Origin of the sequence: Chryseobacterium sp. YR221 (genome assembly GCF_900176315.1) — a bacterium.
Taxonomy (GTDB): domain Bacteria; phylum Bacteroidota; class Bacteroidia; order Flavobacteriales; family Weeksellaceae; genus Chryseobacterium; species Chryseobacterium rhizosphaerae.
This window is the reverse complement of the sequence record NZ_FWXM01000002.1, coordinates 849,127-864,185: the sequence shown is the minus strand read 5'-3', so window position 1 is coordinate 864,185 and position 15,059 is coordinate 849,127. Positions and strand designations below refer to the sequence as shown.

Genomic DNA, 15,059 nt, shown 5'->3' with positions numbered 1-15,059 from the left:
TTAATTTCGTTTCCTTAATTACTAAGGTCCGACAAAATAATAAATTTAAAATGGGAATTAAAAGATTTTTTAAAAATAAAATAAGGGATAATAAATTCATCAAAAACAAAAGAAAAATTGGAATCAATCATTTAGACCTTGACTTTTTTAGAAATTATGAATTTAATTTAAACAGTAGTTCCCATAATCCTGAAGTTTCTATTATTATTCCTGTCTATAATCAAATCAGATATACCCTCAACTGTCTTTATACGATTGAGCAGTATGATAAAAATATTTCCAAAGAAATTATTATTATTAACGATAACAGTTCAGATGAAACGTTGGAATTCTTAAATAAAATCCAAGGAATTACGGTTATAAATAATATAGAAAACCTGGGTTTCCTTAGAAATGTAAATAAAGGAATTCAAGCGTCAAACGGGGAATATATCTATTTATTAAATAATGATACTGAGGTTCAGGAAAATTATTTAAGCTCACTGATTGATGTTTTTGATACCAAAGAAAATGTAGGAGCGGTAGGGTCAAAAATGATTTTTGCGGATAATACTTTACAGGAAGCAGGCTGTCTGATATTCAAAGATTGTGAAATTGTAAATCTGGGAAGATTTAATTCGATTGACCATCCTTCGTTTAACTTTTTAAGAAAAGTTGATTATTGTTCCGGATGCAGTTTATTGTTTAAAAGAATTGATGTAACAGGAAATTTAAATCTTCTGGATGAAGAATTTTTACCTGCCTATTATGAAGAAACAGACTTTTGCCAGCGCTTGAAATATGTACAGGGGCTGGATATTTACTACCAGCCAAAATCTGAAATTTTACATTTTGAAAATATAAGTTACACCGGAAAAGACAGTAACAAAGAGATATTGCTTGAAAAAAATGCTAAGAAATTTAAAGAAAGATGGAACTCAAGATTCGAGGGAGATAAGTTTTTAGAAATTAATAATAAAAAGCATTTAAATGTCTACAAAAATTATCAGAAACCAACGATTCTATTTCTGGAGGAGTCTATGCCTAAATATGACCAGGATAGCGGTTCGAGGAGACTGGACGAAATTTTTAAAATCCTGATAGCCCAGAATCATAAGATCTTATTGGGAATTCCGGAATTTAATGATACGGATAAAAAATATATAGAATATTGTGAATCTCTTGGAATAGAAGTATTTCAGGATTACGTCACACCCAAAAATAAGATCGTTAAAATTAATAACCAAATCATTGAAAAATTACCTCTCATTGATTTGATATGGGTTTTCAGACCACATGGTTTTAAAAACTGGCATAAGATTCTTAAAAAACATATCACAAAACAGAAATTTATTTACGATATGGTGGATCTGCATTACTTACGCGTTGAAAGGGAGAAAGAGTATATGCCGACTACTCCGAAAATGGATAAGAAAAACCAAAAGACTAAAGAGCTGGAATATTCTGCGATGCGAAACTCTGATGCAGTGGCAGCGATTAGTGATGTGGAGAAAGGGATCGTCTCTCAAAATGGAATTGATATCCATAAAGTACATGTGGTAAGTAATTTTCATACAGTAGAGCAGGTTAATAAAAACGGATTTACAGATAGAAAGGGATTATTATTTATTGGAGGGTTCAGACATCTTCCTAATATTGATGCTTTGAAATTTCTGGTTGAGGATATAATGCCTTTGGTATGGAAAAAAGATGATACTATCTTTGTAAATGTTATTGGACCTGAATTATCTGAAGAGCTTACAAGCAAGTATAATTCAGATAAAATCAGGATATTGGGTTATCAGGAAACTGTTGATGAATGGTTTGATTCATCCAGGGTATTTGTAGCTCCTTTACGATATGGAGCTGGAGTTAAAGGTAAAATAGGTCAGGCTCTGGAATATGAACTCCCAATTGTAACAACACCAATAGGAGTAGAGGGTATGAATCTTCAGCATAATACACACGCGTTGGTAAGTGGTATTAATGATGCAGAAACCTTTGCCAATAATATTCTGGAACTTTATTCTAATGAAGGGCTTTGGAATACACTTAAAAATAATTCTAAGGAAGCTTTATACCCTTTTTCAAGAGAAGTACAAGGGAAGAATGTTCTTAATTTAATAGCAAGTTTATATAAAAAATAAGCTTCTGTAATTTTTCTTTTTAAATTTATGAGTGATATAATAGAAAGACAATTAGTTAAAATTGGTTTTAGTTTTATATTTTGTAATGTTTGTGGAAGCATTAGAAAGATAAAAATAAAAACAGAGAATCTGAGAGAGGATGCAACATGTAAAAAATGTAATTCAAACTCCAGAAAAAGACATTTGACTGAGGGAATTTTAGAGCTGATCAATAAAAAGAATAAAACCTCTTATAATAGTTTGAGGAAAATAAAGAAAGATTCCGGGCTGAAGATTTATAATGTAGAATCTAACGGAGCTCTTCATCATTATTTAAAACACATCAACAACTATGTGTGTAGTGAATATTTCGGTCCATATGAAACGTATGGTAAAGAACAGAATGGAGTTCTTAATGTTGATTTAATGAATATTCCATTTGATGACAATACCTTTGATTTAGTTGTTTCAACAGAAGTCTTTGAACATATCCCGAATCCTTATAAAGCATTTAGCGAAGTCCATAGAATACTTAAAAAAGGAGGAGCACATGTATTTACAGTCCCTTATTATGAAGATAAAGAAAATGATGAGGTTAGAGCATTCTTAGATGATAATAATGAGATTGTTCATCTGATGAAGCCGGAATATCATGGAGATCCCATAAGAAGTGATGAAGGTATTCTGGTGTATACGGTTTTTGCAAAAGAAATGCATAAGAAATTAGAAGCTATTGGATTTGAAGTAGAAGTAAATAAAAAAAGAAGTATTATTGACGGAATTTTAGGAGATAATAATATTGTCTTTACTACAACGAAAGTATAAAAATGACAAGGAGATTTTAAAATCTCCTTTTGTTTTTGAAAATATCCAGAATAAATAAAATTTGGGATCTTACAGGATACTCTGCCTTGATCAGTTTTACTTTTTCAGCATATATTTTTTCAATTTCTTTCATGTTGGTTTTTATAATTTCATGATGATGAGGTTGAGATTCCAGATAAAGCTGATTCTTTTTATAACTGCTGGTAAGGCGTTTTATATATTTTGATAACCCTTTAAAATCCTGAATTAGCCCAAATGTACGTTTAAGAAATAATAAGGATCGTTCATTTTTATCAAAAAATACACCTCCAATTTGTTGATGTTTATGAATCCTGTAATAGAAGAGCTTTTCATCAAGCATTACGAAAGAATCTTTTTGAGCAGCAATAAAAGCGATCCATTCATCATGATGTAGGCCTTCAGAGTCCGGAATGGGTATGATTTCCTTTAAAAAAGACTTTCTTAATGACATTGATGCTCCTGTTGCAATATTGGTAACTTTAGAAAGAGTTTCCTTGATACTGAAGTTTTTATCAGTTGATTTTGCAATAGCAGGAAGATCCCAGAAAGAATACATTTCTTTTCTTTCCCCACTATCGGTGATGCAATAGCCATTTGTAGCTATTACGTTAATATTCTGATGATTTTCAAAGTAATCCAAATGTACCTTCACTTTATGATCAACCCATATATCATCCTGATCACTTAGGAAAATAAACTCATTGTTACACAGAGAAATTGCTTTTTCGAAATTTTTTACACTCCGAAGATTATTTTCATTAGTATAGATTTTGAAAATACCGGGGTATTGTTCCTGGTAAGAATTTAAAATAGAAATAGTAGAGTCGGTAGAGCCGTCATCGCATATAATAATTTCATCTATTTGAACAGTTTGGTTCAGAATAGAATCGAGCTGGTATTTTAAATATTTTTCTCCGTTGTAAGTACAAAGAGCAACTGAGGTTTTCATGGAGCCTTAATTATTAAATTAACTGAATAAAATTTGGATCCAATTACTAAATGAATATCTCTGATATATGTCTTCAGAAGATTCTACATAATCATCCGCCAGGAAGTGGGTGATGTCAGACATATTATAGTCATTCAGAAGAAATATATTGCTGGAATTATAAAAGCTATATTCTTTTACCAATTCATTATTAGTGATTAATTTTTTTCTGTATCCTATGGCCTCAAAAACCCTGAAAGAAAGTCCTTTATGAATCGTGTTTTGAAAGTCAAGAATAATTTTTGAAGCTTTTGCATTTTTCATATTTTCCTCAAAACTCATTCCGGTTCTTGTGAAATTTATAGGATATTCCCGGTACTTCTTGATATGTTTTTCTTTAGTGTAGATTACATTGATATTGGTTTTCAGATTTTTTTCCTGAAATAGTATAGAGAGATTACAAAGCTCCTCAATACGATCCCTCATAAAAGTCCCTACGAAGAAAAGATCCTGTTTTGCTTCAGGTTTTTCGGGCAGATAGTCAAAATAAAAATTGTGAATATGCTTTGTCTGTGGATATCTTATGGTATCTCTTTCGTCAAATACAAAAAAGCTGTCAAAATATTGTATGGTATTTTCTGCTAAAGGGAATCTTTGCATTCCGTCCCATTGGTAAGCCACAGTGTAAGTACTTTTTTCCTGAATTTTGGCCAGAACATTTTTACTGAAGAGGTCAGGGCGTACCACAAGGGCATAATCTGCATGGCTGATTTTATCAAGAAAAAACAGCTGGGGATGTTCCTTTTTTTCGGCTAACATTTTGGCTTTAAAAGTTCTGTTGTTGCTGAATGCCTTTTTATAAATATGAATTAAAGACTCTTCTGCGCTAAGTTTTACCTGCGAGCAATCGTGCTCTACAGTAAAAACTTTAAAACCAAGATACTCAAGATTTTTTTTAAAAACCTTTGGTAGCCCAAAATGATTGGGAACAGCTAATATGATACTTTTATCTTTAAAGTCGTTCATTGTTATATTGAATATCCTGCTTTAGAAAAATAAGGTCTCCAGAAATCTTTCTCCTTATTCCATCTATGGCAGCCAAAAGGAAGTTCTCCTTTATTGATGTTCATTGCTTTCTCCTGTTTGTTCTCAATAGAGAAGAGACAGGCTTCTTTATAATTAGGTTTAGAAAAAATTATACCATTTCTTTCAGGTTCGATACTAAAAAACACATCTTCGGCATAAAATTGCCCTGTATTTTCAGGTTTTAAATAAATTTTTACTACCTCTGGAATGCTTTCAAGAACTTCTATAAACTTTTCTCTCTTTCTTAAAGACAGGCCTCCATTCCCTACAGCATTATAAAGAAGAGATTTGTTTTTTTGCCATTTTCCATTCCCTTTAAAGTTGGTTATTTCTTTAAACTTGGCAATAGTTTTATCAAAAAATAATTTAAAAAAAGGAATATGTTCTGAACTCCGTATCCAGGGAGCCCCAATATAATCGTAGTTTTTTTTACACCAATTTATAAGATCATCTTTAAATACAAAACAGTCAGATTGATAAATTAGTATATATTTTTCTGAAAAACTTTTATAAAAATTTACATTCATCATGAGCTGATTATATCCAAAAATATTTTTGAAATAATGGTCATCAAAACTAATGAATGAAGCATTAAAATCTTTATAGGCATCAAGAGAAAGACTTTTAGGATGTATAAAAGTGATTTTGTAACTTCCTAAAATATGAAATACCTGACTGAATGAAATCAAATCATCACGATCAGGTATCTCTTTATATATTGGAATAATAATATCTACCAAAGTTATTTTGAATATTCTAATACTGTTTTTTCAATGATCTTCACGCAATCCAGTAATTGTTCTTCTGTAATTACCAATGGTGGTGCAAGTCTTATGATATTGCCATGTGTTGGTTTTGCCAATAGTCCGTTTTCTTTTAATTGTAAGCAAAGGTTCCATGCTGTAGAGCTTTCAGGACCATCATTGATCAGAATGGCATTCAAAAGACCTTTTCCTCTTACTTTTGTAATAAGGTCTGTCTTTTCAATCAGCTTTTCGATCTCGGCTCTGAAAACCTGTCCCAGATGTTCTGCTCTCTCAGATAATTTTTCATCAGCTACTACATCTAAAGCAGCTACTGCTACTGCACATGCAATTGGGTTTCCTCCAAATGTGGAGCCATGCTGGCCGGGTTTAATGACATTCATAATGCTGTCATTTGCTAAAACAGCAGATACCGGGTACATTCCTCCGGAAAGAGCCTTTCCTAGGATCAGAATATCCGGCTGCACATTTTCATGATGACATGCGATGAGCTTTCCTGTTCTTGCAATTCCGGTTTGTACTTCATCTGCAATAAAAAGAACATTGTGCTTTTTACATACTTCAGAAGCATTTTTAAGGAAATTTTCATCCGGTACATATACTCCCGCCTCTCCCTGAATAGGCTCTACTAAAAATGCTGCAATATTTCCAGCCTCCCTGTTCAGAACTTCTTCCAGTGCGGCAACGTTGTTGTAAGGAATTTTGATAAACCCAGGTGTAAAAGGACCGTAATTCTGATTAGCATCCGGATCATTAGAGAAAGAAACAATTGTAGTGGTTCTTCCGTGGAAATTATTTTCACAAACAATGATTTTGGCTGCATTTTCTGAAATACCTTTTACCTCATAACTCCATTTTCTGGCAAGCTTTACGGCTGTTTCCACAGCTTCAGCTCCCGAGTTCATAGGAAGTACTTTATCAAATCCAAAAAGACTAGTGATTTTTTCCTCGTATTCTCCTAATCTTGAGTTATAGAAAGCTCGTGAAGTTAGCGCCAGTTTTTGAGCCTGTTCTACTAAAGCTTCCACAATTTTAGGATGAGAATGTCCTTGGTTCACAGCAGAATATGCTGAAAGAAAATCATAGTACCTCTTGCCTTCTACATCCCAAACGAAAACACCTTCTCCGCGCTCCAGAACTACTGGAAGAGGATGATAATTGTGGGCTCCATGTTTGTCTTCAAGGTCAATGAAATACTGTGAGTTTTTTGTTTTTTCTGCTGTTGACATATATTTTGCTTTTTGGCAAATTTAAGCAATATTAATGAGATGAATAAATATTAGGATAATATGCTGCGTGGTAATAATTAAAAGCATATTTTGACGCTCATTGAGGTGTTTTAAAGGGGGAATTTACCTTCACATATTCACGGTTTCTATCAATAGCCTGAAATTGGTCGGAGACTTTGAATCTTTCTTATAAGTAATAAGCCAGGATCCTTAGAAAAAAAACGTATAAATTTCTGCAAAAAACAATTGAGAAGTATTATCCTCCATTAAGAGTGTACACAAATTATTTATTTAAAATAAAAAAACTGCCCCAAATTAAGAGGCAGTTCATAATATATTTCTAAAATAATCTTAGTGATTATCGTATTTTCTATCCATTACAAAATCTTCCATGAATTTTGTAGTATAGTTTCCTGCTAGATAATCTTCATTATCCATCAATTGTCTGTGGAAAGGAATAGTGGTTTTTACTCCTTCAATATAGAATTCTTCAAGTGCACGTCTCATTTTAGCAATCGCTTCCTCACGGGTCTGAGCCGTAGTGATAAGCTTAGCAATCATAGAGTCATAATTAGATGGAATACTATATCCGGAATAAACGTGAGTATCTACTCTGATTCCGTGTCCGCCAGGGATGTTTAATCCTGTGATTTTTCCCGGAGATGGTCTGAAGTCAGCATAAGGATCTTCTGCATTGATTCTACATTCGATTGAATGTAATTTAGGATAATAGTTGATTCCTGAAATAGGAGTTCCTGCTGCAAGAAGAATTTGTTCTCTGATCAGGTCATAATCAATTACCTGCTCAGTGATAGGGTGTTCTACCTGGATTCTTGTATTCATTTCCATGAAATAGAAATTTCTGTGCTTGTCTACAAGGAATTCAATAGTTCCCACACCTTCGTATCCAATAAATTCTGCAGCTTTTACAGCAGCATCACCCATTTTTTCACGAAGTTCATCTGTCATGAACGGAGAAGGAGTTTCTTCAGTTAATTTCTGATTTCTTCTCTGTACAGAACAGTCTCTTTCAGAAAGGTGGCAAGCTTTACCGAACTGGTCACCTGCTACCTGAATTTCAATATGTCTAGGTTCTTCAATCAGTTTTTCCATGTACATACCTCCGTTTCCGAAGGCAGCTACAGCTTCCTGAATTGCAGACTCCCAGTGATCTTTAAGGTCTTCAGCTTTCCAAACGGCTCTCATCCCTTTTCCACCACCACCTGCTGTTGCTTTGATCATTACCGGATATCCCGTTTCTTCAGCAACTTTTACAGCATGCTCATAAGATTCGATTAAACCGTCAGAACCAGGTACACATGGTACACCTGCTGCTTTCATGGTAGCCTTAGCATTAGCCTTATCTCCCATTTTCTCGATTTGCTCAGGAGAAGCACCAATAAATTTGATGCCGTTTTTCTGACAAATTCTTGAAAAGTTAGCATTTTCAGATAAGAATCCGTAACCAGGGTGAATGGCATCTGCATTGGTAATTTCCGCAGCAGCAATAATATTAGGGATTTTAAGATATGAGTCTTTACTCATTGCAGGACCAATACAAACGGCTTCATCAGCAAATCTTACATGAAGACTGTCTTTATCAGCAGTAGAGTATACTGCTACAGTTTTGATTCCCATTTCTTTGCACGTACGTAAAATACGCATTGCAATTTCGCCACGATTGGCTATTAATATTTTTTTGAACATCTTCTTCAATTTGAAAATTAGATAATTTGAAAATTAGATAATGTTATTTTAATGTAGAATTTAATCTAACATCTAATGTCTAACATCTAACTTCTAAATTAAGATGGATCTACTAGGAATAATGGTTGGTCATACTCTACAGGAGTAGCATCGTCTACTAAAATTTTAACGATTTTTCCACTGATCTCAGAGTCAATCTGGTTAAATAATTTCATAGCTTCAATGACACAAACTACTTTACCAGCAGAAACTTCATCACCTACATTTACAAATACATCTTTATCAGGAGATGGTTTTCTATAGAAAGTTCCGATCATTGGAGACTTGATCGTTACATATTTACTGTCATCAGAAGCAGCCTCAGCTTTTTCAGAAGGTGCAGCAGCTGGAGTTGCAACAGGTGCCGGAGCTGCCGCTGCTTGTGGTGCAGTATGGTAAACTGCAGGCTGTGCATATACAGCATCGCTTCCAGCTAATGGAGTTTTAATAGTGATTTCGAAATCTTTAGTTTTGTATTTTACTTCTGAAACCTCAGCCTTAGATACAAACTTAATAAGATTTTGTATGTCTTTAATGTCCATAAATTTGATATTTGATTTTGGGTCAAAGATACCAAAAAAACGTAAAAAACAATAAAAAACCGCCTAATTTTATTAAAATTGGGCGGTTTTTGTATTAAAATGAGTTTTTTTTGAAAATCCCTCGATTAGTTTTCTTCAGTAGTTGCTACTTCTTTTTCCAATACTACTTTACCTCTGTAGTAAAGTTTTCCTTCATGCCAGTGAGCTCTGTGGTAAAGGTGAAGCTCTCCTGTTGTTGCATCTTTAGCCAATTGAGGAACTACAGCTTTGTAGTGAGTTCTTCTCTTATCTCTTCTTGTGGACGACTGTCTTCTCTTTGGATGTGCCATTTTGTAATAACTTTTTTAATTGATGAGCGATGAGATTCATCATCTCATCATATTTAAATTATTTTATTTAATTTTTATCTTTTAATTTTTTTAATGCTTCCCATCTAGGGTCACTTTCATGTTCTTCCTCTTCAGCTTCTTCAATTTCTTTGGGGCTGAATTGGTCCAGTACTTTAAGATCTTCATCACTTACATTAGGTGAAATCTTTTTCATCGGAATGGATAGCATTACATTTTCGTATATCAAATGCGCTACATTGAAAGCATGCTCTCCGGAAGGAATGGTAATAACATCTTCATTGCTATCATCATATTCTTCTCCGAAATTTACCAGGATCTTGATTTCATTTTCAATAGAATAGTCAAAGTCTTCATTTGTGATATCACAAACCAGCTCAACCAATCCATGGATTTTAATCTCAAATTCTAAGAAAGTAGTGTGCTTATCCAGTAAGACATTCACTGCTATTCTAGGATTTGTAAATTCCTGCTCAGTTTCAAATAATTGAAAGAACGTTTTATCGATCTCAAACTTGAACTCGTGTTTTCCGTTTTTAAGTCCGGAAAAGCTTACGTCATAGTTTCTTAACTTGTCCATAAAATGAGTGTGCAAAAATATGCATTTTTTTTATAATAACAAATAAAATCTAAAACAAATTAATTTAAAACTTATTTTAGAGATTTAAGCTTCAGTTTCATCTGGAAGATCTTCATCTACTCCGTTGTCTGAAACCATTTTTCTAGGCTGCAGACGATTACTCATCAATTCGCTGTATTCATTTCTGTTTTTGAAAACACTAATGGCAGTGAAAATAGCTTCGGTAAAACTCTGTTCATCCGCAATATTTTTCCCTGCAATATCGTAAGCAACTCCATGATCCGGAGATGTTCTTATAAAAGGAAGTCCTGCTGTATAGTTGACGCCCTCTTCATACGCTAATGTTTTGAACGGAGCTAATCCCTGATCGTGATACATCGCTAAAACGGCATCGAAGTTCTTGTATTTACTTGGCTGAAAGAAGCTGTCGGCAGGAAAAGGTCCGAATGCTAATACTCCGTTATCAGAAAGTTCCTTAATCGCTGGAGCAATGATTTCAATTTCCTCATTTCCTATTACACCACCATCTCCTGCATGGGGATTAAGTCCCAAAACAGCAATTTTAGGTTTTTGAACCCGAAAATCTTCAATCAGCGTTTGGTTTAATACTCTGATTTGTTTTTTTATTTTCTCTTTAGAAATGTTTTCTGCAATTTTAGCAATAGGGATGTGGTGGGTAGACACCGCTACTTTTAAATCTTCAGTGACCAGGAACATGAGTCCCTTTTTACTGAATTTTTCTTCAAAGTATCCAGTGTGTCCTGTGTGTTTGAATCCCATTTTCACCATTTCATCCTTATTGATAGGAGCGGTTACCAAAACATCAATATCTCCTTTCATTAATGCCTCTGTAGCTGCTTCCAAAGAATCAATGGCCATTTTTGTGGATTCTTCTGTAGGAACTCCTAATTCTACATTCACATTCTCCTTCGTCAGATTCACCATATTAAGTTTTCCTTCCTGGGCTTGGGAAGCTTCGTTAACATAGTTGAAGTTAAGATTAAGCTTGAAAATATTTTTCTGATAAGTGAATAGCTTTCCCGAACCAAAAATTACAGGGGTGAAAAAATCCGTAATGGTTTTGTCTTTCAGAGACTTCATAATGATCTCTGGTCCTATGCCGTTGAAATCACCGATTGAAATTCCTACTCGTACTTTATGGTTTTTTGGGCTCATTTTGATTATCTTTGAAGATTATAATTTACAAATTTAGCAAAAAATAATATGTTCACAGGAATTATTGAAGCAGTTGGCGTTATTGAGAAGATTGAAGAAAAAGGAAGCAATATAGATTTTACTTTAACTTGCCCTTTTACAAACGAACTTAAAATTGATCAGAGTCTGGCTCATAATGGCTGTTGTCTTACTGTTGTTGAGATTAAAGATAATCAATATGTTGTTACGGCCATCAATGAAACTTTAGAGAAAACCAATCTTGGAAAATGGGAACTGGGGACTGTGGTTAATCTTGAACGCTGCATGAAAATGGACGGAAGGCTAGATGGTCATATTGTTCAGGGACACGTAGATAAAACAGGAGAAGTAGTCAATATTGAAAATAAAGACGGAAGCTATTTTATTACCATTAAGTATGAAGCAGATGGTAATTTTGTTACAGTTCCTCAGGGATCAATCACTGTAAACGGAATCAGTCTTACTGTTGCAAAAAGTGAAGATTCACAGTTTTCTATAGCAATTATTCCTTATACCTGGGAATTTACGAATATGAACCATTTAAAAATAGGGGATCAGGTAAATTTAGAATTTGACATCATTGGTAAGTATATTGCTAGGTTAATTAAAAGATAGGATGTCAATAAATAAGTATAAAGGATATAGCTTAAGGAACCGGGTGTTTTTCGGTTTCCTGTTGGTATGCTTTTTAAGTGTTGTGGCAACTTCGCTTGTTCCATACTTTGTTTTAAGGAATAATTCTTTACAGCAGAGTAATATTGACATGCAGGAGAAAACCAATGCCGTTATGAGGTATCTTGACTATGCTGTTAGCCGGACACTTGTCACGACAGAAGATCTGCCGAAAGTTTTAGGCAATAAAATTTTTGAAATAGCAGATATTAACCAACATGATATTATTATTTATGATCTGAAAGGGAATTACGTACTTTCCAATAAAGATGAGAGTCTGGTTGAGCAGAAGACGATTCCTATAGAAATCATCAATAAAATCTTATCTACAGATGCCAGGGTAGACCTGACCAGATATGATGCTTCTAAAGATGCCAAGCTTACTTCTTCCTATCTTCTTTTGAAAAATAATGAGCTTGAACCTGTAGGGGTGGTTTATATTCCTTTATATCATAATGTATCTGCTTACCTTGATGTTCTTCATCAATATGTTAAATACATCCTTTTAGTAGATATATTCCTTATCCTTTTTAGTATCTGGATTAGCTGGGTGACGTCTAACAGTCTTGCAAAAACAATTACCAAGTTTTCAGATATGATTACCCGTATTACATTGTTTGAAAATGAAATGCGGCCCATAAGATACTATAAAAATGATGAGCTTAATGCTTTGGCCAGAGCTTATAACAGAATGATTCTGCAGATTCAGGATCAAAAAGAAAGACTTCGTTTCAAAGCATCGGAAGAAGCCTGGAGAGAAATGGCAAAGCAGGTTGCCCATGAGGTGAAGAACCCTCTTACTCCTATGAAGCTTACCATCCAGAATTTTGAAAGGAAATTTGATCCGGAAGATCCAAACATCAAGGAAAGGGTAAAACAGATGAGTAAAACAGTAGTGGATCAAATTGACCTGATTGCTACAGTCGCTTCTGCTTTCTCGGAATTTGCAAAGCTTCCTGAAAAAAATAATGAGGTGATCAACCTGAATACTGAAGTTGAAGATATTTTACGCGTTTTCAATGATGACAGTGTTTTTATGCACGCTAATAAAAATAATATCATGATCAGTATGGATAGGATTTACCTTTCCAGAATTATCACCAACCTTGTAACCAATGCTAAGCAGGCAGAAAGTGAAGATAGAAAATTAATTATTAATGTTGATGTAGAACAACATCAGAGAAGGGTTATGATCTCTGTTCAGGATAATGGAATAGGAATTCCTGATAATATGTATGAGCGGATTTTTGAGCCTAATTTTACTTCTAAAAACAGTGGAATGGGACTTGGTTTATCTATGGTGAGGAAGATGATCGAAGACTATAAAGGGGAAATCTCTGTGAAATCTGAAGTAGGGAAAGGGTCAACATTCATTATTACACTGCCTACCAATTTATAGTGAAATCTTTTAAGTTTAAACAGTTTGAAATTCAGCAGTCTGAAAACGTCTTTCGTGTAGGAACAGACGGGGTTTTGCTTGGTGTGCTGGCAAATGTTGAGAATGCATCGAACGTGCTGGAAATCGGGACGGGAACCGGGCTGATTACTTTAATGCTGGCACAGAGAAATCCTGAGGCTGTTTTTTTAGGATTGGATATTAATGAAGAGGCTGTAGCACTTACAAAAGCTAATTTTGAAAACGCTCCTTTTCAGGCAAGACTCAGGAATATACATCAGGATTTTAAATCTTTCAATACAAAGGAATCATTTGATTTGATTGTTTCCAATCCTCCTTATTTTGAAGAATCTGTATCAGATAAAGATAAAATTGCACGCCAGACAGTAGAGCTGAACTTTAAGCAGCTTATAGGCCATGCAGCCGGACTTTTGTCTGAAAACGGACTTTTATCTGTGATTATTCCCAGTGAAGCCGGAGAGGTGTTCACTTCGATTGCGAAAGAAAATTCTTTGTTTTTAAACCGTAGAGTCAATATTACAGGAATTGAAAATTCAAAAGTTAAAAGATTGGTTCTTGAATTCTCATTACAGGAAAAAAATCTTGAAGAATCTGATTTTATTATAGAAAAAAGTCCGAGACAATACTCGGACCAATATCTTGAACTCACCAAAGAGTTTCATATTTTTAATAGAAGGTAAAGGTTAGAAATTAGATGCTGACTATTCAGCTTATATTTAATCCTTTACTCTTTGAAGCCTTATTCAAATAGCTCAGCAGTGTCCAGTACGGAAACTTTCCCGTCTTCACATCGGATTGCTTCGCCCGGGAAGTTCTGGATCATATGATAATCATGTGTTGCCATTACTACTGCGGCTCCATTTTCAAGGGCTACCTGCTTTAGTAAAGTCATAATTTCATTAGAGGTTTCCGGATCCAGGTTTCCTGTTGGCTCATCCGCCAGGATAAGGTCCGGGTGATTCAGTAAAGCTCTTGCAATGGCAATACGCTGCTGTTCTCCTCCGGAAAGCTCGTGTGGCATTTTATGCTTTTTACTTTTCATGTTCACACTTCCCAATACCTCATTGATACGGTCTTCCATTTTTACTTTATCATTCCATCCTGTAGCTTCAAGGACGAATTTTAAGTTCTTTTCAACAGTTCTGTCTGAAAGTAACTGGAAATCCTGGAATACAATTCCTAATTTTCTTCTAAGGTTGGGAATGTCAGAAGGTTTTAGCTTTGCCAGCTCAAATCCAACAACAGATCCATGCCCTGATGCTAATGGAATATGACCGTAAAGGGTTTTTAAAAGTGAGCTTTTTCCGGAACCTGTTTTTCCGATAAGATAGCAGAATCTACCTTTCTTAATGTTAAGATTTACATCAGTAAGAACAGTGAAGTTTTTTTGTGCAATCTTTGCATGCTGCAAACTTATGATATTGTCTCCGGAGATATTTGTATGTGGCATAATTTAATTTTAAAGGCTGTTTTCTAACAAAATTTTTCAACTTTTAAAAATAGAAAAAGAAGTTTATACAACCTAAATTTTAGTAAATTTTAACAACAAAAAATGCCTGAAAAAGATCTTTTCAAGCATGATTTGTATATGATAAGGTAGAAA

The 15,059-nt window shown here is 34.2% G+C and carries 15 protein-coding genes; 5 read left to right on the top strand and 10 right to left on the bottom strand.

Annotation, left to right across the window (positions count from 1 at the left end; translation table 11 throughout):
- Positions 1 to 50: 50 nt before the first annotated feature.
- Positions 51 to 2,126, top strand: coding sequence for a glycosyltransferase (locus B8967_RS08905; protein ID WP_179140046.1), 2,076 nt, complete (start codon positions 51 to 53; stop codon positions 2,124 to 2,126).
- Between the two features lie 27 nt (positions 2,127 to 2,153).
- Positions 2,154 to 2,930: a class I SAM-dependent methyltransferase gene (locus tag B8967_RS08900; RefSeq protein ID WP_084085773.1), complete on the top strand. Its 777-nt coding sequence runs from the start codon at positions 2,154 to 2,156 to the stop codon at positions 2,928 to 2,930.
- 16 nt (positions 2,931 to 2,946) lie between these two features.
- On the opposite strand, the gene B8967_RS08895 is transcribed toward B8967_RS08900, so the two are convergent.
- The 9 genes from B8967_RS08895 to pdxA all read right to left on the bottom strand — a co-directional run bounded on the left by B8967_RS08895 (position 2,947) and on the right by pdxA (position 11,349).
- Positions 2,947 to 3,900, bottom strand: a complete 954-nt coding sequence (locus B8967_RS08895; protein ID WP_084085771.1) for a glycosyltransferase family 2 protein — start codon at positions 3,898 to 3,900, stop codon at positions 2,947 to 2,949.
- A gap of 18 nt (positions 3,901 to 3,918) precedes the next feature.
- On the bottom strand, positions 3,919 to 4,905 hold the full coding sequence (locus tag B8967_RS08890; RefSeq protein ID WP_084085769.1) for a WaaS/CpsH family glycosyltransferase: 987 nt from the start codon (positions 4,903 to 4,905) through the stop codon (positions 3,919 to 3,921).
- 2 nt (positions 4,906 to 4,907) lie between these two features.
- On the bottom strand, positions 4,908 to 5,705 hold the full coding sequence (locus tag B8967_RS08885) for a DUF5672 family protein (protein ID WP_084085767.1): 798 nt from the start codon (positions 5,703 to 5,705) through the stop codon (positions 4,908 to 4,910).
- Between the two features lie 2 nt (positions 5,706 to 5,707).
- The gene (gene rocD / locus B8967_RS08880; RefSeq protein ID WP_084085765.1) at positions 5,708 to 6,958 is read right to left on the bottom strand and encodes an ornithine--oxo-acid transaminase; all 1,251 of its coding nucleotides are present in this window, start codon (positions 6,956 to 6,958) and stop codon (positions 5,708 to 5,710) included.
- Positions 6,959 to 7,309: 351 nt separating this feature from the next.
- A complete protein-coding gene (gene accC / locus B8967_RS08875) occupies positions 7,310 to 8,665 on the bottom strand; it encodes an acetyl-CoA carboxylase biotin carboxylase subunit (protein WP_047385963.1) in 1,356 nt (451 codons plus the stop codon).
- Between the two features lie 98 nt (positions 8,666 to 8,763).
- Entirely contained in the window at positions 8,764 to 9,246 is a 483-nt protein-coding gene (accB, locus tag B8967_RS08870) for an acetyl-CoA carboxylase biotin carboxyl carrier protein (protein WP_084085763.1), read from the bottom strand.
- Positions 9,247 to 9,371: 125 nt separating this feature from the next.
- Positions 9,372 to 9,575 carry a 50S ribosomal protein L32 gene (gene rpmF, locus B8967_RS08865; RefSeq protein ID WP_007843326.1) on the bottom strand — a complete coding sequence of 68 codons (204 nt, stop codon included), beginning with the start codon at positions 9,573 to 9,575 and terminating at the stop codon, positions 9,372 to 9,374.
- Positions 9,576 to 9,642: 67 nt separating this feature from the next.
- Positions 9,643 to 10,173 carry a YceD family protein gene (locus B8967_RS08860; protein ID WP_047488744.1) on the bottom strand — a complete coding sequence of 177 codons (531 nt, stop codon included), beginning with the start codon at positions 10,171 to 10,173 and terminating at the stop codon, positions 9,643 to 9,645.
- A gap of 84 nt (positions 10,174 to 10,257) precedes the next feature.
- Positions 10,258 to 11,349 (bottom strand): 4-hydroxythreonine-4-phosphate dehydrogenase PdxA, encoded by a 1,092-nt coding sequence (gene pdxA, locus B8967_RS08855; RefSeq protein ID WP_047488747.1) that lies wholly within the window; start codon positions 11,347 to 11,349, stop codon positions 10,258 to 10,260.
- Positions 11,350 to 11,397: 48 nt separating this feature from the next.
- Between pdxA and B8967_RS08850 the strand changes: the two genes are divergently transcribed.
- The 3 genes from B8967_RS08850 to B8967_RS08840 are packed head-to-tail and all read left to right on the top strand — an operon-like array spanning position 11,398 to position 14,136.
- Positions 11,398 to 11,982, top strand: coding sequence for a riboflavin synthase (locus B8967_RS08850; RefSeq protein WP_047488750.1), 585 nt, complete (start codon positions 11,398 to 11,400; stop codon positions 11,980 to 11,982).
- A gap of 1 nt (position 11,983) precedes the next feature.
- Positions 11,984 to 13,438 (top strand): sensor histidine kinase, encoded by a 1,455-nt coding sequence (locus tag B8967_RS08845; RefSeq protein WP_084085761.1) that lies wholly within the window; start codon positions 11,984 to 11,986, stop codon positions 13,436 to 13,438.
- Complete coding sequence (locus B8967_RS08840; protein ID WP_084085759.1) at positions 13,438 to 14,136, top strand: tRNA1(Val) (adenine(37)-N6)-methyltransferase; 699 nt, start codon at positions 13,438 to 13,440, stop codon at positions 14,134 to 14,136. The genes B8967_RS08845 and B8967_RS08840 overlap by 1 nt, the downstream gene beginning before the upstream one ends.
- Before the next feature lie 59 nt (positions 14,137 to 14,195).
- Here the strand turns inward: B8967_RS08840 and B8967_RS08835 are convergent, their stop codons facing one another.
- Positions 14,196 to 14,906, bottom strand: coding sequence for a cell division ATP-binding protein FtsE (locus tag B8967_RS08835; RefSeq protein WP_047488760.1), 711 nt, complete (start codon positions 14,904 to 14,906; stop codon positions 14,196 to 14,198).
- Positions 14,907 to 15,059: the final 153 nt, after the last annotated feature.